At 68.6% G+C, this 17,163-nt stretch carries 18 protein-coding genes; 7 read left to right on the top strand and 11 right to left on the bottom strand.

What is annotated here, in order from left to right:
* Positions 1-8: 8 nt before the first annotated feature.
* A complete protein-coding gene (locus tag ACZZZF_RS12225; RefSeq protein ID WP_072592087.1) occupies positions 9-374 on the bottom strand; it encodes a cupin domain-containing protein in 366 nt (121 codons plus the stop codon).
* Positions 375-426: 52 nt separating this feature from the next.
* Complete coding sequence (locus tag ACZZZF_RS12220; protein ID WP_187249235.1) at positions 427-798, bottom strand: DUF4406 domain-containing protein; 372 nt, start codon at positions 796-798, stop codon at positions 427-429.
* 67 nt (positions 799-865) lie between these two features.
* Between ACZZZF_RS12220 and ACZZZF_RS12215 the strand changes: the two genes are divergently transcribed.
* Positions 866-1,615: a DeoR/GlpR family DNA-binding transcription regulator gene (locus ACZZZF_RS12215; RefSeq protein WP_056275362.1), complete on the top strand. Its 750-nt coding sequence runs from the start codon at positions 866-868 to the stop codon at positions 1,613-1,615.
* Positions 1,616-1,621: 6 nt separating this feature from the next.
* Here ACZZZF_RS12215 and ACZZZF_RS12210 read toward each other — a convergent pair whose 3' ends face one another.
* Positions 1,622-2,293: a GOLPH3/VPS74 family protein gene (locus tag ACZZZF_RS12210; RefSeq protein WP_295103304.1), complete on the bottom strand. Its 672-nt coding sequence runs from the start codon at positions 2,291-2,293 to the stop codon at positions 1,622-1,624.
* Between the two features lie 121 nt (positions 2,294-2,414).
* On the bottom strand, positions 2,415-3,059 hold the full coding sequence (locus ACZZZF_RS12205; protein ID WP_463498509.1) for an MIP/aquaporin family protein: 645 nt from the start codon (positions 3,057-3,059) through the stop codon (positions 2,415-2,417).
* Positions 3,060-3,270: 211 nt separating this feature from the next.
* Here ACZZZF_RS12205 and ACZZZF_RS12200 point away from each other — a divergent pair, with 211 nt between their 5' ends.
* From ACZZZF_RS12200 to ACZZZF_RS12190, 3 genes are all read left to right on the top strand, one after another.
* Complete coding sequence (locus tag ACZZZF_RS12200) at positions 3,271-4,653, top strand: APC family permease (RefSeq protein WP_463498506.1); 1,383 nt, start codon at positions 3,271-3,273, stop codon at positions 4,651-4,653.
* A complete protein-coding gene (locus ACZZZF_RS12195; RefSeq protein WP_053098107.1) occupies positions 4,640-4,864 on the top strand; it encodes a hypothetical protein in 225 nt (74 codons plus the stop codon). Before ACZZZF_RS12200 ends, ACZZZF_RS12195 begins: the two co-directional genes overlap by 14 nt.
* Positions 4,865-5,035: 171 nt before the next feature.
* Positions 5,036-6,841: a sigma-70 family RNA polymerase sigma factor gene (locus tag ACZZZF_RS12190; RefSeq protein ID WP_463498503.1), complete on the top strand. Its 1,806-nt coding sequence runs from the start codon at positions 5,036-5,038 to the stop codon at positions 6,839-6,841.
* Positions 6,842-7,046: 205 nt separating this feature from the next.
* On the opposite strand, the gene ACZZZF_RS12185 is transcribed toward ACZZZF_RS12190, so the two are convergent.
* Together ACZZZF_RS12185 and ACZZZF_RS12180 are read right to left on the bottom strand one after the other, a co-directional pair.
* Positions 7,047-8,063 carry a magnesium and cobalt transport protein CorA gene (locus ACZZZF_RS12185; RefSeq protein WP_053098117.1) on the bottom strand — a complete coding sequence of 339 codons (1,017 nt, stop codon included), beginning with the start codon at positions 8,061-8,063 and terminating at the stop codon, positions 7,047-7,049.
* A 45-nt stretch (positions 8,064-8,108) separates the two neighbouring features.
* Positions 8,109-9,392, bottom strand: coding sequence for a serine hydrolase domain-containing protein (locus tag ACZZZF_RS12180; protein WP_072592090.1), 1,284 nt, complete (start codon positions 9,390-9,392; stop codon positions 8,109-8,111).
* Between the two features lie 90 nt (positions 9,393-9,482).
* On the opposite strand from ACZZZF_RS12180, the gene ACZZZF_RS12175 reads away from it, so the two are divergent.
* Entirely contained in the window at positions 9,483-9,806 is a 324-nt protein-coding gene (locus ACZZZF_RS12175) for a DUF2470 domain-containing protein (RefSeq protein WP_463498500.1), read from the top strand.
* A 55-nt stretch (positions 9,807-9,861) separates the two neighbouring features.
* Complete coding sequence (locus ACZZZF_RS12170; protein WP_053098119.1) at positions 9,862-10,509, top strand: biliverdin-producing heme oxygenase; 648 nt, start codon at positions 9,862-9,864, stop codon at positions 10,507-10,509.
* 12 nt (positions 10,510-10,521) lie between these two features.
* Here the strand turns inward: ACZZZF_RS12170 and ACZZZF_RS12165 are convergent, their stop codons facing one another.
* On the bottom strand, positions 10,522-11,916 hold the full coding sequence (locus tag ACZZZF_RS12165; RefSeq protein ID WP_463498497.1) for an ATP-dependent DNA helicase: 1,395 nt from the start codon (positions 11,914-11,916) through the stop codon (positions 10,522-10,524).
* Between the two features lie 159 nt (positions 11,917-12,075).
* Here ACZZZF_RS12165 and ACZZZF_RS12160 point away from each other — a divergent pair, with 159 nt between their 5' ends.
* A complete protein-coding gene (locus tag ACZZZF_RS12160) occupies positions 12,076-13,149 on the top strand; it encodes a hypothetical protein (RefSeq protein ID WP_463498495.1) in 1,074 nt (357 codons plus the stop codon).
* Positions 13,150-13,167: 18 nt separating this feature from the next.
* Here the strand turns inward: ACZZZF_RS12160 and ACZZZF_RS12155 are convergent, their stop codons facing one another.
* The 4 genes from ACZZZF_RS12155 to ACZZZF_RS12140 all read right to left on the bottom strand — a co-directional run bounded on the left by ACZZZF_RS12155 (position 13,168) and on the right by ACZZZF_RS12140 (position 17,135).
* Complete coding sequence (locus tag ACZZZF_RS12155; protein WP_082297919.1) at positions 13,168-15,177, bottom strand: bifunctional copper resistance protein CopD/cytochrome c oxidase assembly protein; 2,010 nt, start codon at positions 15,175-15,177, stop codon at positions 13,168-13,170.
* Between the two features lie 85 nt (positions 15,178-15,262).
* Positions 15,263-15,550, bottom strand: a complete 288-nt coding sequence (locus ACZZZF_RS12150) for an HU family DNA-binding protein (protein ID WP_042541574.1) — start codon at positions 15,548-15,550, stop codon at positions 15,263-15,265.
* Positions 15,551-15,871: 321 nt separating this feature from the next.
* Positions 15,872-16,417: a helix-turn-helix domain-containing protein gene (locus ACZZZF_RS12145; protein ID WP_463498492.1), complete on the bottom strand. Its 546-nt coding sequence runs from the start codon at positions 16,415-16,417 to the stop codon at positions 15,872-15,874.
* 109 nt (positions 16,418-16,526) lie between these two features.
* Positions 16,527-17,135: a TetR/AcrR family transcriptional regulator gene (locus ACZZZF_RS12140; RefSeq protein ID WP_187249222.1), complete on the bottom strand. Its 609-nt coding sequence runs from the start codon at positions 17,133-17,135 to the stop codon at positions 16,527-16,529.
* Positions 17,136-17,163 lie beyond the last annotated feature (28 nt).

The following is a 17,163-nucleotide window of genomic DNA, read 5'->3' as shown; positions in this document are numbered from 1 at the left end:
ACGGCGGATCAGGCGAGCTCCTGGAGTGTCGCAGTCATGTCGCCTCCGGCATCCCCGGTGTTGACCGTTCCCTTCGGCTCGAACAGGATCGCGTGCACCTCGTCCGTCGCCTTCGGGCAGTGCTCGACCCCGCGCGGCACGACGAAGACGTCGTTCGGGTGCAGAATCACGTCACGGTCGCGGAGCTGGATGGTGAGCTGGCCGCTCACCACCATGAACAGCTCATCGGTGTCGGGGTGGGTGTGCCAGACGAATTCGCCCTGGAGCTTGACGACCTTGACGTCGTAGTCGTTGACGCTGGTGAGCCGGTGCGGCTGCCAGTGCTCGGTGATCGTCGAGAGGGCGTCGTGGACGTTGCGCACATCGTCTGTCATGCTCACGAGCCTAGCCACCGGCTGGCCACGGCCCCCTCCCGATGAGCAGCGCTCACACGGCTTCGGCATCCCTCGACGGGATCTCGTCGATCGATCGATACACGGGCAGCCCGCGCTCGAGCGCGATCTCGACGTCCTTGTCGGCGCCGGCGGAGTCTCCCGGCAGGCGCAGCACCGCGTCGCAGTGCTGCAGCAGTCGGTGGGCCGTCTCGTACATGACGTCGCCCTCGGCGGCATCCGTCTCGTCCATGCCTCGGAGGATCGGCAGGGCGACCCATTCGCCGATCATCGGCACGTGGCCGAGACGGTGGATGGGGGCCGCGACCTCTTCGAGGACCTCGAGGTTGCGGGCGATCAGGGCGGGGTCGCCGCCCGTGCCGGAGCGGTAGGGGCCGGCGATGAGAATCAGCAGTGGTGTGTTCATGGAGAAGACTGTAACGTTAACCGTGCAGGAACGTGCAACTTCGTGAATGAACGGGATGGAGCTTCGGATGCTGAGTGCGCAACGAAAGGATCATCTGCGCGAGATCCTGCGCAGAGACGGTCGCGTGGTGGCGAAGGACGTCGCCACCGATCTCGGCGTCTCCGAGGACTCGATCCGTCGCGATCTGCGCGAGCTCGCCGACACGGGCGAACTCGTCCGCGTCTATGGCGGCGCTCTGCCGGTTCCGCCGGCCGATCGGCCCGTCGACGAGCGCTCGTCGCTGGCCACCGAGAGCAAGGAGCGGGTCGCCCGCCGCGCCGTCGAGCTGATCCTGCCGGGCTCGACGATCGTGCTGGATGCCGGAACCACGACGCTCGCGATGGCCCGCATGCTGCCGTACGGCGCCGACCTGACCGTCATCACCCCCAGCCCGGCGATCGCCCTCGCCGTCGCCGAGCACTCCGACGCCCGCGTCGTGATCATCGGCGGCGAACTCGCCCGCTTCTCGATGGTCGCGAGCGGCCCCCTCGCCATGGAGGCCGTGCAGCATCTCGCCGCAGACCTGTTCTTCCTGGGCGTGACGGGCGTCGATCCCGTCCACGGCCTGACCACCGGCAACCTCGACGACGCCGCCACCAAACGCGCGATCGCCGCGCGCTGTGCGCAGACCTACGTCCTGGGCAGCGAGGAGAAGATCGGCGCCATCTCGCGCTTCCCGGTTCTGAACGTCGACGCCATCACCGGTCTCGTGGTCGACCCTCAAGACGCGAACCCGGTCATCGGCGATCTCGCAGAGGGCATGCCGGTGCTGCGCTGACCGGTATCAGGTGATGGTCGCCGCCACGATCGTCGGCGTCATGATCGCCACCATCGCGGCCGTGATCGCATCGTTGACCGCCTTGGCGACGGCATCCCCTGCCCGCGATCCTGCCGTGAGCTGCTCGATCCGCTTCTTGAGGTCGCGCGAGGACAGCCCGCCGCACTCCTCGCGCAGGATCGCGTGCGCCGCGTTGAGGTTCTGCAGGATCGCAAGCAGCGCCAGGTCGGCCTGCGTCGGAGCACCCGTTCCGGCGAGCACCGCGGCGAGCCGCGCCCTCAGCGCCTGCTCGGGCGTCGAATCGGATTCGGGAGTGCGTGCCGACCCCCAGCCGAAGAATCCGCGCTCCCCTTTGACGAGCACGCCCTGCACGATGAGCGACTCGACCACGATCTCGAGCGGATCGAGCTTGGGGCGCACCACGAGCGACTGCAGCCGCTTGCCGCGCAACGGCACGAGGCGCTGCAGTGTCGTATCGAGGATCGGGTTGCCCGTCGGGTCGGTCGACACGATCTCGATGACCGGGTTCTTCTCGTCCGACACCGCGATGCGTCCGTGCAGGGCGAGGTCGACGATCACGGCCGCGACCTCGCCGTACAGGCGGTTCACGCTCACCGCGCTCTCGACGCGGCCATCAGGCCGGAGAAGCAGCATGTGGAGTTCCTCGACGATCAGCATGCATCCACGCTATGACGGGCCACCTCACGACGGCATCCCCCGGACGGATGATTCCGGAACACCCCCCACACGCACGAACGCCGCGCCCTCCGGAGAGGACGCGGCGTTCGATGAAGAGTGGTTACGCGCCGATCTTCTTGGCATCGTCCGCGTTGAGCACGCGGAAGAGCAGGGCCGCGATGACCGCGCCGACCACGGGGGCGACGATGTAGAGCCACAGCGAGGCCCAGTCGAAGTACCCGCCGACCGAGAGGCCGAGGGCCACCGCCGGGTTGAAGCCGCCGCCCGAGATCGAACCGACGGTCGCTGCGCCGACGAACACCGTCGCCCCGATCGCGAGGCCGTAGAACGAGTTGCCCTCGGTGTCCTTCGAGGTCGCGGTGTTGAGCACGACCCAGACGAGGATCAGCGTGAACAGCGCCTCGACGAAGAAGGCGGGTCCCACCTCGACGACCAGAGCCTCGCCACCGGCGGGCCACACGGCGAAGCTGACCAGCGCGGCGAGCGCGCCACCGACGAACTGCGCCACGAGGTAGGCGATGAAGTCGACGACGCTGAGGCCGCCACGGAGGAAGACGCCGACGGAGACCGCCGGGTTGAGGTGAGCGCCCGAGATGTGGCCGGTCGAGAAGACGAGCACGGCGAGCGTGAAGCCGATCGCGAGCGGAGTCAGCGGGCTCTCGCTGTTGATCGCCGCGATGATCGTGAGGACGAAGAGGAACGTGGCGATCGCTTCGGCGAGCGCCTTTCGGGGAGTACCGGACATGAGAAGTGCTCTTTTCTGAGAGGTGAGGGAAGGCGACCCCCGTCCGCCTGCGCACTCCAGCCGACGCACCCTCCGATAACGCCCCCGAATCTAGCGACGGCAGTCGGAGTCCGGGCGTACGCCGCGCTGGCGCCTGTGAAATACCTGAATGCGATGCGACGGCATGTCAACCCCGTCGCCACATCGGCACGCTTGTCCGTACTGTTCCGGGATGACTTCCGACACCGCCACGACGCCGGAGGAGCCCACTCGCCTGCGTCGCGCCATCACCGGCCCCCTGCTGTTCGCCTTCATCCTGGGCGACGTGCTCGGCGCCGGCATCTACGCCCTGATGGGTGTGCTGTCCGAGAAGGTCGGCGGGATGCTGTGGGCACCGCTGCTTCTCGCTCTCCTGCTCGCGCTGCTGACCGCGGGGTCGTACGCCGAGCTGGTCACCAAGTACCCGCGCGCCGGCGGGGCATCCGTCTTCGCGGAGCGCGCCTTCCACAGCCCCGTCGTCTCGTTCTTGGTCGGGTTCAGCATGCTCGCGGCCGGCGTGACGAGCGCCGCGGGCCTGGCGATCGCGTTCGCCGGCGACTACCTCGGCACGTTCTTCGACCTGCCGACCATTCCCGTCGCGATCGTCTTCCTCGCGATCGTCGGAGCACTCAACGCCCGCGGCATCCGTGAGTCGCTCGGCGCGAATCTGGTGATGACGGCGATCGAGCTGAGCGGTCTCGTGATCGTGATCGTCGTGGTCGGGATGTTCGTGGTCGGCGGCGGCGGCGACGCCTCGCGGCTGACTCAGACGCCCGAGGGGACGCCCGTCGCCCTGGCGGTCCTGTCGGGAGCGGTGATCGCCTACTACTCCTTCGTCGGCTTCGAGACCTCGGCGAACATGATCGAAGAGGTCAAGAATCCGCGGCGCACCTATCCGCGAGCCCTCTTCGGCGCGCTCTTCACCGCCGGTGCGGTGTACGTGCTCGTGGGGGTCGCGAGTTCCATCGCACTGCCGGCGTCCGAGTTGCAGGAGTCGAGCGGACCGCTGCTGTCGGTCGTCGAGGCCGCGGGTGCCAGCATCCCCTCCTGGCTGTTCAGCCTGATCGCCCTGATCGCGGTGGCGAACGGCGCACTACTCACGATGATCATGGTGAGCCGCCTGACCTACGGGATGGCCGAGCAGAACCTGCTGCCCGCCGTGCTCGGCCGGGTGCTGCCGAATCGAAAGACCCCGTGGGTGGCGATCCTCACCACGACCCTCGTCGCGATGGGACTCACGCTCGTCGGCGATCTGGCGACGCTCGCCGAGACCGTCGTGCTGCTGCTGCTCTACGTCTTCCTCAGCGTCAACGTCTCGGTGCTGGTGCTGCGACGTGACCGCGTCGAGCACGATCACTTCCGCATCTGGACGGTCATCCCGGTGCTGGGCATCGCCTCGTGCATCCTGCTGCTCACCCAGCAGCGAGGGGTCGTCTGGCTGTTCGGCGCGATCCTGCTGGCGGTCGGCGCCGTGCTGTACCTGCTCGCCCGCTGGGGCCGCAACCGCTCCGACCGTCGCGACCACGACGGAGCCCCGTCATCCACCACCACGAAGGAGAACGATGAGCACGCCTGACCTCACCCCCGACGCCGATGACGCCATGACGAGCGAGGAGAAGCGCCACGACCAGCTGACCGCGGCCCCTGATGCCACCGAGGCCGATGCCGCCCCGCGCATCGAGGTCTCGGAGCACGACGGGAACACCCGCATCGACATCCTCCCCGATGCCGCCGTGCGGCCGGGACCCGGACCCGGGGTCGAGGTCGACGACGAGCCCGAGCAGTAGCCGGAGCGGCGGCGAGAACGCGCGCGGGATCGCCCCCGCGATACTTCAGCGTTCCGATATATCACGACTCACCCCTCGAAAGCAAGCTCTGAGCGTATGCTGACTCCGAGACCGCCTCCGCGGTCTCGGAGTCGGTGACCCGGACCCCGTCACCACGATCGGGGGGACGCCATGAGCATCACCACAGATCCGAGCACCGACACGCGGTCGGATGCCGAGCTCGCCGACGCGACGCGCAGCGGAGACGCCCGAGCGTTCGCCGTGCTGTGGCAGCGCCATTCCGAGGCGGGGCTCCGCGCGGCCCGCGCAGTGACGCGTTCCATCGACCCTGACGACCTCGTCAGCGAGGCCTTCACGAAGACATTCAGCGCGATGCAGAACGGCGGCGGACCGACCGATGGCTTCCGGGCGTATCTCTACGCCGCCATCCGCAACGCCGCCGCGACGTGGGGCGGCAAGCAGAAGGACATCCCGATCGAGTTCATCGAGGAGATCCCCGATGAGGCCCCCGACGCGATCGAGCAGCTGTCGGACAAGACGATGCTCGCGGCGGCGTTCAAGAATCTGCCCGAGAACCACCGCACCCTGCTCTGGTACCTCGAGGTCGAGGGCATGAAGCCGCGCGAGATCGCTCCGCTGATGGGACTGACTCCGAATGCCGTGTCGGCGCTGGCTCTCCGCGCTCGCGACGGATTCCGCCATGCCTGGCTGGATGCGCTCATCGCCGACCCTTCCCGTCCCGAGGAGTGTCGCTGGGCGTGCGGGCGGCTCGTGCGCCGCTCTCGCCGCCCGGTGAGTCGGCACGAGCGCCCCCGCCTCGAATCCCATCTCGAAGGGTGCGCCGGCTGCACGATCATCGCGAGAGACATCGACACGGCCTCGTCGAAGCTGCGAGCCGTGCTGCTGCCCCTCGCACTCGGCAGTGCCGGCGCCGCCGCCTACGCCGCTCTCGAGCCCGGCGCGGCAGCGAGCGCATCCGTCATCGGACCGTCCGCCGCCCTGCGGACCCGCCGCGTGCTCACCATCGGGATCGCCGCGGGAAGCGCGGTCGCCCTTGCGGCGACGGTCGCCGTGGCGATGGTCGGCCCCTGGTCGCAACCCGCGGCAGACGGCGACCGTGGTGAGGCGTCCGGGCCCGCCGCCCGACCCATCGCCCCGACTCCCGGTGCCACACCCGCGACGGACGACGACACGTCACCGACGCCCCCACCTGTCGCACCGCTCATTCCTGCTCCGGTGGAGCCGCCAGTGCAGCCGGTCGTCGAGACGACTCGGCAGGACACACCTGTGCGCGCCGTTCCGGAGCCGCCGAGCGCCCCGGTGGCCGCACCGCCGGCGGCGGGCCCTCCGGCGGCCAGACCCCCCGTGGCGACCCCGCCGGTCGAGGTCCCGCCGGTCGAGACCCCGCCCGTGTTCGCGATCGGTCCGGACGGGTGGGACACCAGCAGTCCCCTCGCTGTCTCGGTGAGCGGCACCGGCATCCCCGGCAGCATGGTCGCCGTCATCGACGAGCTCGGCTCCGTCCTCGCCCAGGCGACGGTCGACGACGACGGTGAGTTCACGCTCTCCGTCGCGGGAGGCGAACTGAGGCAGGGCATGACGCTCACGGCCCAGCACACCTCACCCTCCGGCGACGTGGACCTCAGCGAGCCGGTCGGACCCCTCGCATTCCCCGTGCCGGTCATCTCTGGCGATCAGCCCCGCCCCCACCTCGAGCGGGGGGATGCTGACGCCGACGGCGAGCAGGACGACGCGCTCGTCACTCTCGAGGGCATCCCGGGCGGCTGGGTGCAGGTCGCCGTCGACGGCGTCGTGGTGCCCCACCTCATCGCCATCGACGAGGTGACCTCCGACGACTACATCCCCGACATCCACCTCGGATTCCACCTGCTCACCCTGCGATACGTCGATGCGGAGTCGGGCGTCACCGGTCCTGGAGCCGACTACGCGGTCGTCGTCACCCCGGGCGGCAAGTGACGTCCGGGCACGGATCCGACCGGAATATTGGTTGCGGCGTCAGGAACGGGCGTCGTCAGCGTCTTGATAGTGGGACGAGAAGCCGGCCCTGGGGACCTGAGTCGACTTCGTGTCCGAGAGCTCGCGTTCCCCTACGGACGCGGCACTCGCGGGTGGGGCTGCTCCCCAGTCCCACCCGCATTCCCTTCCGCACCCGTGTGGGGGCCTACAGCCAGCCCTTGCGCTTGAACGCCCAGTAGAGCCCGACGCCCATCGCCAGCATCAGAGCGACCGCCATGGGGTATCCGAGCGTCCAATGCAGCTCGGGCATATGGTCGAAGTTCATGCCGTACACCGTGCCGACGAGCGTCGGGGCGAACAGGATCGCCGCCCAGCCCGAGATCTTCTTGACCTCGTCGTTCTGGCGGATGCTCAACTCGGTCATCCGCCGCATCTCCTCGTTCTGCCGCCGCGCCACGATCGTGGACTCGACGGTCAGCGCGTTGTCGAGCACCGTGCGGAAGGTGTTCGCGCGCTCCGACACGCGCAGGGTGTGGTCGAGCACGTCGCGCAGGTACCGCTGCAGCTCCTCGTCGACCTCGTACTTCGTCGAACCTCGCAGCAGCGAGTCCAGCATGCCCGCGAGAGGCTGCACCGCGCGCTGGAAGTCGATCACCTCACGACCGAGTTCGTAGATGCGCTGCGTCGCGTCGACCTCGTCCTCGAAGAGCTGGCTCTCGATCTCGTCGATGTCGTTCTCGAGTCCCGACAGCACGGGTGCGTACTCGTCGACGACCTCGTCGAGAATCGCATAGAGCACCGCCTCCGGACCGAGCTTCAGCAGACCGGGGTCGTCTTCGAGTCGGCGTCGCACCCGCCCCAGGTCGGGAGACTCCGCGTGGCGGATCGTCACCACGAAGTCGGGCCCCACGAGCACATGGATCTCGCCGAACTCGACCTCCTCCGCGGCATCCAGATACCGGGCGGATCGCAGCACCATGAACAGCACGTCTCCGTACCGCTCGAGCTTCGACCGCTGGTGACCCGAGAGCGCATCCTCGACGACGAGAGCGTGGATGCCGAACTCGTCGGCGACCTCGCGGATCTCGGCTTCGCTCGGCCGGTACAGACCTATCCAGCTCATGCCGCCGCGTTCGCGCAGCACCTCGAACGTCTCACTGAGGCTCCGCGGATTCTCGGTGCGGACACCGTCGACGTAGATCGCGTTGTCGATGATCGCCATCGGCGTTCCCTTCGTCGGTATGCCGCGGCGGTCGTGCGCCGGGCCCTAGGCGGCCGGCGGTGCGACGCAGGCGACCGCCGAGTCCGTGATGGCCTGGTGATACTGCTCGGCCGTGAACGGAAGCCCGAACTCGGGAGCGGTCTCACCCGCGGCCGCAGGCACCTTGGAGGCGATCGCCGCGAGCTCCCAGGCCAGGTACATCGCGGTCGTCGCGCCGGTCGTCGAGTTGTTCAGCGACACTGCGACCGTGAAGCCCGTCTCGGGGTCGGAGAACGCCGACGTCTGATACCCGGGAGTCCAGCCCGCCTGTCCGACCATCGAGCCGACGAGCAGAGCCCCGCCCGTGGCCTGGAGCCAGGAGGGAGCCTGAGGGCCCTGCGGCAGGGGAGCTCCGAAGCGGTTCGGCTCGTCCTTCGTGCGCAGCTTCTGCGCGGCTTCGGCCTGGGCGTACCGACCGAGATCCTCGATCGTCGACACGACGCCGGAGTCGGTGTAGCCGGTGCTCGACGAGAGCGTGGTGATGTCGACCGGGGCCGCACAGTCGTACCCGCCTTCGACGGGCGTCAGGTAGTGCCCGTTCATGACCGGTCCGTCAGAGGGCGGGGCCGGAGCCGGCGAAGGCAGCGACGTCGCCGAGAGACCGAGCGGCTGGGTCACGTACTCGGCGATCAGCTCGGACGCCGTGCGGCCGGACGCCCGCTCGAGTGCGAGTCCGAGCAGCAGGTAGCCGGCATCCGAGTTCGTGTAGGTCGTCTTCGGAGTGGTGCGTGGGGCGCCCAGGCCGTACGCCGCAAGCTCGAGGGGTGCCCACACGCGCTCGGGGGTGGTGAGCCATGCGGCCTGCGCGGTCGCCTCGGACGAGCCGACGCCGCTCGTGCTGTTGCACAGGTCGAGCAGCGTGATGTCCTTCATGTCAGCGACGCCCGAGACGTGGTCGGGCACGGGGTCGTCGAGATCGACCACGCCGTCATCGGCCAGACCGTAGAGCACGTCGCACGTCATGAGACGCGTCATGTCCGCGATCCGGAAGGACATGTCGGTGCTGATCTCTTCGTCGCCGCCGGGGGTCTGGGTGCCGAGACCGGCGACCCAGCTGCCGCTCCACGGAGCCCACACGCCCACGACGGCGCCCGAGGCACCCGATGCGGCGAGCGCGTTGGTGATGGCCGCCTCCATGGCGGCGACCGTGTCGTCAGGCAGAGGGCCGTCGACCTGGGACGGAGGCTGGTAGCTGAACTCCGGTTCGGCCGTGCAGCCGGTGAGGAAGAGCCCGAGCGCGGCTGCGCCGGCCACTGCTGCGCGGAACGTGCGCGACGAGAGAAGCTGCATGAAAGGGGACCCCCGGAAGACGTGTCTCCCGAGTCTAGAACGCCCATCCTGAAAGAAAGGCATCACCGAACGCCGTTTAGGGTGATCACCATGCCCCACACGTTCGATGCCGACGTCGTCTCCGCGATCCTCCGCCACATGAACGGCGACCACACCGATGACAATCTGCTCATCACGCGCGCCTTCGCGCCGGTCGGAGGGTCTCAGTCGGACGAGATCACCGACGCCGTGATGACGGACCTCGACGGCGACGGCGGAGTCTGGAAGGTCACCCGCTCCGGCGAGGCCTCAGAGCTGCGCATCCCCTGGCCCTCCGGTCCGATCACGGAGCGCCCCGCCGTGCGCCGCGAGGTCGTCGCGCTCTACGTTCTCGCCTGCGAGAAGCTCGGGGTCGAGCCGCGTCCGCACGCATGACGCTCGGCTCACCGAGGGGTTTCCTTTCAGGTTAGGCGACCCTTACACTGGGCACATGTCCGAGATCCTCTCCTTCTCCGCAGCCCTCCGTGAGCGCTCCTCCGGTTCGCACTCGCGCAGCGAGGGTGCCGGCTTCATGTCCGACCTGCTCAAGGGCGAAGGATCGCGCGAGGACTACATCGCGCTCGTCGCGCAGCACTACTTCATCTACGAAGCCCTCGAGGGCGCGGGCGAGCGCATGCGCCAGGACCCCGTGGCATCCGTCTTCCTCAGCGACAAGCTGACCCGCCTGCCCGCGCTCGAGGCCGACCTCGAGTTCCTCCTCGGGGCGCACTGGCGCGATGTGATCGTCGCGCTGCCGACCACGCAGCGCTACGTCGAGCGCATCCGCCAGGTCGGGGCGACCTGGGCCGGTGGCTTCGTCGCGCATCACTACACGCGCTACCTCGGCGATCTGTCGGGCGGCATCTTCATCGGACGCGTCATGGCACGCCGCTTCGGCTTCGAGACCAACGGCATCGGCTTCTATCTGTTCGACGACATCGCCGACCCGTCGGCGTTCAAGGACGTCTACCGCGAGCAGCTCGACTCCGCCCCCTGGGACGACGCCGAGCGCGAGCGCGTGATCGACGAGGTCCTGCTCGCCTACCGGTTCAACACCGAGCTCTTCGAAGACCTCGACCGCGCACGCGTCGCCGCCTGACCACGAACGGGCTCAGCCCTTCCCGACCGCGGGAGTGGATGCCGCGAGCCACGCGTCGCGCATGAAGCGGCGCACATCCTCGTCGACGCGGATGTCGCTCGGGCGCAGCGCCCTCGACAGGTAGAGCCCGTCGAGGGATGTGAGCCGAGACAGCGCCACATAGGTCTGCCCTGGAGCGAAGGCGCCTGAGCCGAGGTCGATGATCGCGCGGTCGTAGGTCTTGCCCTGCGACTTGTGGATCGTGACGGCCCACGCGAGGCGCAGCGGGAACTGGGTGAACTCCGCCACGACGTCACGGCTCAGCTTCTTGGTGCTCGGCTCGTAGGAGTATCGGAACCGCTCCCAGACCGCGGGCTCGACGTCGACCTCTTCGCCGTCGATCTCGACGCGCACGGTCTCTCCGAGGATCCGCACGACCGTGCCGATCGTGCCGTTCACCCACCGCGGCGGCTCGCCCGACATCGAGGTGTCGTTGCGGAGGAACATCACCTGCGCGCCGATCTTGAGCTTGAGCTCCGACTCGGCCGGCAGCGACGCCTCGCCCTTCCCGAACTCGCCGCTGACCTCGGCACGCGCCGTCTGCTCCTTGCCGGGCAGCGCTGCGAGGTGGCGGCTGTTGATGGTGTTCACGATGTCGTTGCGGGTGGCGAGGGTGATCATCGGCACCTCTCCCGGCTCCGGGTCCGGCGGTGTGCGCGCGCCCTGCGTGTTCAGCACTCCCGCGATCTCCGCGGTGACCCGCCCGTACCGCACCGCGTTCAGCATCGCCTTGAAACCGTCATCCGACTGCCGGTGGATCTGCACGAGCTCGCGCACGTGCAGCTCGGCCCGGGTGTCGACGGCGAACAGTCCCCCGTCGTCATCGTCACCCTCACCGCCGGCCGGACCCGCCCAGACCTTGGCATCGAAGAACCAGAACGAGCGGTAGTGGTCCTTGACGTAGCGCAGCTCGTCGCCGCGCGGCGGCACGGGAGCCAGCTGATACGGATCGCCGAACATCACGATCTGCACTCCGCCGAACGGGATGCCCCGCTTGCCCCGCGCCTGACGGAGCGAACGGTCGATCGCATCCATCAGGTCGGCGTTGACCATCGAGATCTCGTCGATCACGAGCGTCTCGATCGCATTGAGGATCCGTCGCGTGTTGTCGTTCTGATCGATGTCCGAGTCGCCGATCAGTCCGATCGGCAGCCGGAACAGGGAGTGGATCGTCTGACCCTCGACGTTGAGCGCGGCGACGCCGGTCGGCGCGCAGATGGCGATCTGCTTCTTCGTGTTCCACGAGAAGTACTGCAGCAGCGTCGACTTGCCGGTGCCCGCTCGACCGGTGATGAAGACGTGCTCGCTGGTGTCCTCGATCAACCGGAACAGCTCTTGCTGCTCTTCGGACAGGGCGGGAAGCGACACGGTTCTCTCACACGGACGGAGGCGGGAATGCACGGCGAGACCGTGCCTCCCCATGCTACGTGGCGGCGCCGCCCGGCATCCGAGGAACACAGCGATCGCGGCCGACGCACACCGACTCACGCACGGCGTCGTCCCAGGCCACGCTTCTAGACTGACGCCATGCAGCAGGTCGAGACGAAGGCGCCCCGGCGCTCGCGCCTCGCTGCCGATCTCGCGCTCCTCGCGGTCGTCGGCCTCGTGCTCGTCGCCGCTCTCGGTGCAGGTGGAGCCACCCTGTACCAGCAGTTCTACGGGCCGTCGGCGTTCGTCGTGCGCTACCTCGACCTGCTCTCGGAAGGACGAGCGGCTGACGCTCTGCGCGTGCCCGGCGTCGCGATCGATCGGGAGACCCTCGAGATCGCCGGCATCGGAGCCACCGCGTCGGAGGCGCTGCTGCGTCACTCGGCACTCGCGCCGCTCACCGACGTGGAGGTGCAGTCGGAACAGGCCGACGAGTCCGGCAAGACCGAGGTGACCGTGTCGTACGAGGCGAGCGGGCACGCCGGCACCACCACCTTCACCGTCGAGCAGGACGGCTGGGCGGGGGTCACCCCCAACTGGCGCTTCACGACGAGCCCGCTGGCCGTGGTCGAGCTCACGGTGCGCGGTGCCGATCAGTTCGCCGTCAACGGCTTCGAGATGGATCGCCGCCAGGTCTCACCCGCCGGGGCGGAGGCCGCACCCCTCGATCCCCTTCCCCTGCTGGTCTTCACGCCGGGGCTGTACTCGGTCACCGTCGACACTGCGATCGCGGAGTCCGAGGGCATCGGCGTCCTCGCCGACACCCCGCTCGCCACCACGCCCGTCGACGTGCAGACCGAGCCCACCTCGGACTTCGTCGCGGTGGTGCAGCAGCGGGTCGAGGAGTTCCTCACCGCCTGCACGACGCAGGAGGTACTGCAGCCGACCGCCTGCCCGTTCGGCCTCGAGGTCTCCAACCGCCTCGCCTCGCTGCCGAAGTGGTCGATCGCCGCACAACCGCAGGTGAGCGTCGTGCCCGACGGCGGACACTGGAAGATCCCTCCGACGGATGCCGTCGCGCACGTCGACGTCGAGATCCGCTCGCTCTTCGACGGCTCGGTTCAGGAGCGGTCGGAGGACATCCCGTTCCAGGTGAACGGATCGATCACGATCCTCCCCGACGGCAAGGTGTCGATCCGGGTCGGATCCCCCGACGAGGAGTCCACGGGCTGACGCCCGCCGGGAGCACGGTCACCGCGCGTCGCGCTCCGCCTGACGCAGGTCGCGCTCGGCGAGAGCCGCGAGCTTCTGGTTGTACTCCTCGAGCTCCGCCTCGCCCGTGCGGTCTGCATGACGGTCGCGGCGCTTCTGCAGCTTGGTGTCGCTGCGGCTCCACTGGATCGCCACGGTGATCGCGAGGATCAGAGTCGGGATCTCTCCGATAGACCACGCGATGCCGCCGCCGATGTACTGATCCTCGATGGGCGTCGGGCCCCAAGTGCGACCCATCGACCCGAACCAGTCGGCGACCATCAGCCCCTCCTGCATCATGATCGCGACGCCGAAGAAGGCGTGCATGGCCATGATGGCGATCAGGGTGATGAGGCGCCCCGGGTAGGGCAGACGGTAGGGCACCGGGTCGGCGCCGACCAGGCTCAGCACGAACAGGTAGCCGGAGATGAGGAAATGCGCGACCATCCACTCGTGGCCGAGGTGCTCGAACATCGACCAGCGCACCAGGTCGGTGAAGTAGAACGCCCACAGCGACAGGATGAAGATGCCCGCCGCCACGAACGGGTGGGTGACGACCTTCGAGAACGGCGAGTGCACGGCCCACATGATCCATTCGCGACCACCGCGGGTGCCGTCGTCGCGCTTGTGGATCGCTCGTAGGGCCAGCGTGACCGGCGCCCCCGAGACGAGCAGCAGCGGGATCGCCATCGACAGCATCATGTGCCCCAGCATGTGCACGCTGAAGAGATACTCCTGATACGCGTTGATCGGGCCGCCCGTGACCCAGAGCAGCATCAGCATTCCCAGCACCCAGAACACGGTGCGGTGGATCGGCCAGCGGTCACCACGGAGCCGCAGTCGGCGCACGCCGGCGAGGTAGAGGAAGAGGCCGAACCCGGCGGCCACCAGCCAGAGCACGTCGATGTCCCACGCCGTGAACCAGCGGTCGATCGTGAACTCCGGCGGCAGCGGGGAGCGGGTGAGGTTCTCGGCGGGGGTCTGCACGAACGCCGCCTCCTCACCGGTGGGCGGGGGCGTGCGCGCGAGCGCGGCGGCAGCTCCCGAGGCCAGACCCATCAGAGCGACCTCGCACAACACCAGCATCCAGAACCAGCGCGCGGCTCCGTCGTCCTCGAGCCGAGGGATCAGGCGGGTGCGATACCAGGCGCCCAGCATTCCCATACCGACGAGGAGCACGACCTTCGCGAGCAGGATGGTGCCGTACGGCGTCCAGAGCTGCGAGATGTCGCCGAACGAGACGACGGAGCGGGCGAGACCCGAGATCGCGACGACGGCGAACGCGGCGATCGCGAGACTCGAATAGCGGCTCACCAGCTGCGCTGTGCCCACGCCCGAGCGGTCGCGCAGGATCACGACGAGCAGCAGGCCGCCGAGCCACACCGCCGCGCCGATCGTGTGCAGCAGGATCGAGTTCACCGCGATGTTGTGACCGGCGAGCTCCCCGGAGTGACCCTGCGTCGCCAGCGGAAGGAAGGATGCCGCGGCGAGGATCGCCGTGATGAGCGTCGGCGTCCACGTGCGCCACGCGAACGCGAGCACGGTGATCACCGAGCCCATGATCGTGGTGATCAGCCAGGACTGACCGAGCGGCAGCTGCAGCAGGAATCGTCCGAGCTGCTCACCGAACTCGCGCTCGGCGCTCAGCTGCGGGTTGAAGGCCGCCATGAAGGTGAAGAATCCGCTGATGCCGGCGGTGACCGTGAAGACGGCAGCGCCGGCCGAGGCCGTGTTGAGCGCCGTGTCGAACGACTTCTCCTCGCTGCGCAGGGCGAACAGCGCCAGCACGAGCGAACCCAGCATCGCCGCGGCCGCGATGTTCATCACGAGCTTGACGATGGGGGTGGCCCAGCGCACGAAGGGACCTGGATCCTGCAGCAGCAGCGGAGCCGCGCCTCCGCCGATCACGAGGGCGAAGATCACGCCGATCAGTCCGGTCGCGAGCAGGATGCCGATTCCGGCCGCGCGATACGCGGAGCGGGTCGGGGTCTGCACGGCGCGGGCACTCACCCCTCCAGCCTAAGCCGCGGATCCGGGGAGGACGCACGAAGGCCGCCCCCGACGGATCGGGAGCGGCCTTCGAAGAGGTGCGGTCTTACTTGACGGCAGCCTTGAGCTTGGAACCAGCGGTCACCTTGACGCGGTGGCCGGCCGGGATCTTGATCTCGGCGCCGGTCTGCGGGTTGCGGCCCGTGCGAGCTGCGGTCGCGACCTGCTCGAACGAGATCCAGCCCGGGATCGAGACCTTGCTGCCCTTGGCAACAGCGTCGGAGACCGAGGAGAACAGCGCGTCGAGGACACCCGAGACGGTGGCCTGGCTCTGGCCGGTGGCAGAAGCGATGCTCGCGACGAGCTCGGTCTTGGTGATGGACTTGTCAGCCATGTCATCCTCCAGCGACGAGGTTCCCGTCGCATCGTTGTGGTTCAGAGGGCTGCTGCCCTCCGTTGGTCGAGTGACCGCCTTGAATGTACCAACCACCACCCACATTTCCGCGTCATTTCGCGGGTTTTGGGCTTTTCGGCGGCGTGTCGTGGGGCAGAAGTGACGAATGTGACTCGTGGGGCATCGATTTCAGCGCGCCTGTCGGCCTCATCGCGGGAAGGAGATCTCTTGCCGCGAAGGCTCGGAATCACCGTTCGATCCTTGCGTGAGAGAGATCTCCTTCGCTCGGCGCGCGAAGATCAGCCCGGGCGGCGACGCGTCTCAGGCCGGTTCAGCCGTCGTCGTGGCGGTCGGGGATGCGTCGTCGGCCGCGGCGGAGGCCATCGCGGCGCGGCGCTTCGCACGACGGGTGCGGGTCTCCTTCGACAACGGGTACCGGGCGTCCAGCCGGGGCTCGAGGACGATCCGACGCAGCGCAGTGAGGATCACGTACCCGCCCACCCAGTAGGACAGGAACAGCACGAGTCCATACGAGAACGTGAAGCTCAGCAGCGTGCACACGATGCCGATGCCGACATAGAGCCAGGTCCAGGCGTGGGCGATGCGATCACGCGCGGCCTGCTGGTCATCCGTGCGCTGCTGCAGCGAATCGACCCGGCTGCTGAGTGCCTCATCGTCGATCGTGGCGAAGAGGTCCCGCACCGGCACCTGCAGCGCATCCGCGACCAGAGACAGCGTCTCCAGGCTCGCATCCTGTCCGGCTTCCAGGCGCTGCACGGTTCTGAGTCCCACGCCGCTCTCGGTCGCCAGTCGTTCCTGAGTCCACCCCTGCGCCTGGCGCAGTTCCGTGATCCGTGTCGTGTTCATGTCCTCCATGCTCTCCAGCGGCCCCGATCCGCCGCCACGCCACCGAGCCGCCAGTCAGCCGCCAGCTGGCCGCCATCGACCCGCCGCCATCCGCCGCCCCGTCGCCGCGTCAGAGCGGGCGGTGGGCGGCGACCACCGAGCGCGCGGTGCGCTCGAACGCCGGCGTGACCCGCTCGTCTCCGTCGAGGTACCCGCCGACGAGCGCGGCGTCGCGCAGCAGCACGAGGGACGCCGCGACATCGACGGGGCTCTCGAGGCCGGCCTGCTCGGCGACGGCCTGGAGCGTCGAGCGGAACCACTCCCGGTGCTCGTCGATCAGCAGACGGACGGCACCGTCGGCATCCGGATACTCCGCTGCCGCGTTGATGAACGGGCAGCCACGCGTGTGCCGGAGGCGGATGTCGGCGGCGATGCCGTCGATCACGGCGTCGACCAGCTGCGCAGGATCCGTCACCGCCTCGCCCGCGTCGGCGAACATCGCGCGGAGCATCTCGTCTTCGTTGCGCAGGTACGCGAGGACGAGGTTCTCCTTGCCGCCGAACTGGTTGTAGAGCGTCGCCCTGGTGACCGCGGCCTCATCGATGATGCGGTCAACGCCGACCGCGTGGATCCCCTCTTCGTAGAAGAGCCTTGTGGCGGTGTCGATCAGCCGGGTGCGGGCTGCGCTGGGCCGCTTAGGAGCCGTCGTCGGAGCGGAGCTGGAAGTCGTGGTCTTCATGATGATCCCTCTCATCGTGTCATCCGAT

This window comes from Microbacterium sp. AC215 (assembly GCF_979258645.1).
The sequence above is the reverse complement of the archived record's forward strand: the minus strand, read 5'-3'. Positions and strand labels throughout refer to the sequence as shown.

What these genes read in the sequence shown, in the direction of transcription:
- ACZZZF_RS12185 (WP_053098117.1), bottom strand. Translation starts at nt 8,063, where the DNA reads ATGGCGATCATCGACAACGCGATCTACGTCGACGGTGTCCGCACCGAG.
- ACZZZF_RS12195 (WP_053098107.1), top strand. Translation starts at nt 4,640, where the DNA reads ATGAGCACGCCTGACCTCACCCCCGACGCCGATGACGCCATGACGAGC.
- ACZZZF_RS12175 (WP_463498500.1), top strand. Translation starts at nt 9,483, where the DNA reads ATGCCCCACACGTTCGATGCCGACGTCGTCTCCGCGATCCTCCGCCAC.
- ACZZZF_RS12150 (WP_042541574.1), bottom strand. Translation starts at nt 15,550, where the DNA reads ATGGCTGACAAGTCCATCACCAAGACCGAGCTCGTCGCGAGCATCGCT.
- ACZZZF_RS12140 (WP_187249222.1), bottom strand. Translation starts at nt 17,135, where the DNA reads ATGAAGACCACGACTTCCAGCTCCGCTCCGACGACGGCTCCTAAGCGG.
- ACZZZF_RS12215 (WP_056275362.1), top strand. Translation starts at nt 866, where the DNA reads ATGCTGAGTGCGCAACGAAAGGATCATCTGCGCGAGATCCTGCGCAGA.
- ACZZZF_RS12160 (WP_463498495.1), top strand. Translation starts at nt 12,076, where the DNA reads ATGCAGCAGGTCGAGACGAAGGCGCCCCGGCGCTCGCGCCTCGCTGCC.
- ACZZZF_RS12225 (WP_072592087.1), bottom strand. Translation starts at nt 374, where the DNA reads ATGACAGACGATGTGCGCAACGTCCACGACGCCCTCTCGACGATCACC.
- ACZZZF_RS12220 (WP_187249235.1), bottom strand. Translation starts at nt 798, where the DNA reads ATGAACACACCACTGCTGATTCTCATCGCCGGCCCCTACCGCTCCGGC.
- ACZZZF_RS12190 (WP_463498503.1), top strand. Translation starts at nt 5,036, where the DNA reads ATGAGCATCACCACAGATCCGAGCACCGACACGCGGTCGGATGCCGAG.
- ACZZZF_RS12170 (WP_053098119.1), top strand. Translation starts at nt 9,862, where the DNA reads ATGTCCGAGATCCTCTCCTTCTCCGCAGCCCTCCGTGAGCGCTCCTCC.
- ACZZZF_RS12145 (WP_463498492.1), bottom strand. Translation starts at nt 16,417, where the DNA reads ATGAACACGACACGGATCACGGAACTGCGCCAGGCGCAGGGGTGGACT.
- ACZZZF_RS12205 (WP_463498509.1), bottom strand. Translation starts at nt 3,059, where the DNA reads ATGTCCGGTACTCCCCGAAAGGCGCTCGCCGAAGCGATCGCCACGTTC.
- ACZZZF_RS12200 (WP_463498506.1), top strand. Translation starts at nt 3,271, where the DNA reads ATGACTTCCGACACCGCCACGACGCCGGAGGAGCCCACTCGCCTGCGT.
- ACZZZF_RS12210 (WP_295103304.1), bottom strand. Translation starts at nt 2,293, where the DNA reads ATGCTGATCGTCGAGGAACTCCACATGCTGCTTCTCCGGCCTGATGGC.
- ACZZZF_RS12180 (WP_072592090.1), bottom strand. Translation starts at nt 9,392, where the DNA reads ATGCAGCTTCTCTCGTCGCGCACGTTCCGCGCAGCAGTGGCCGGCGCA.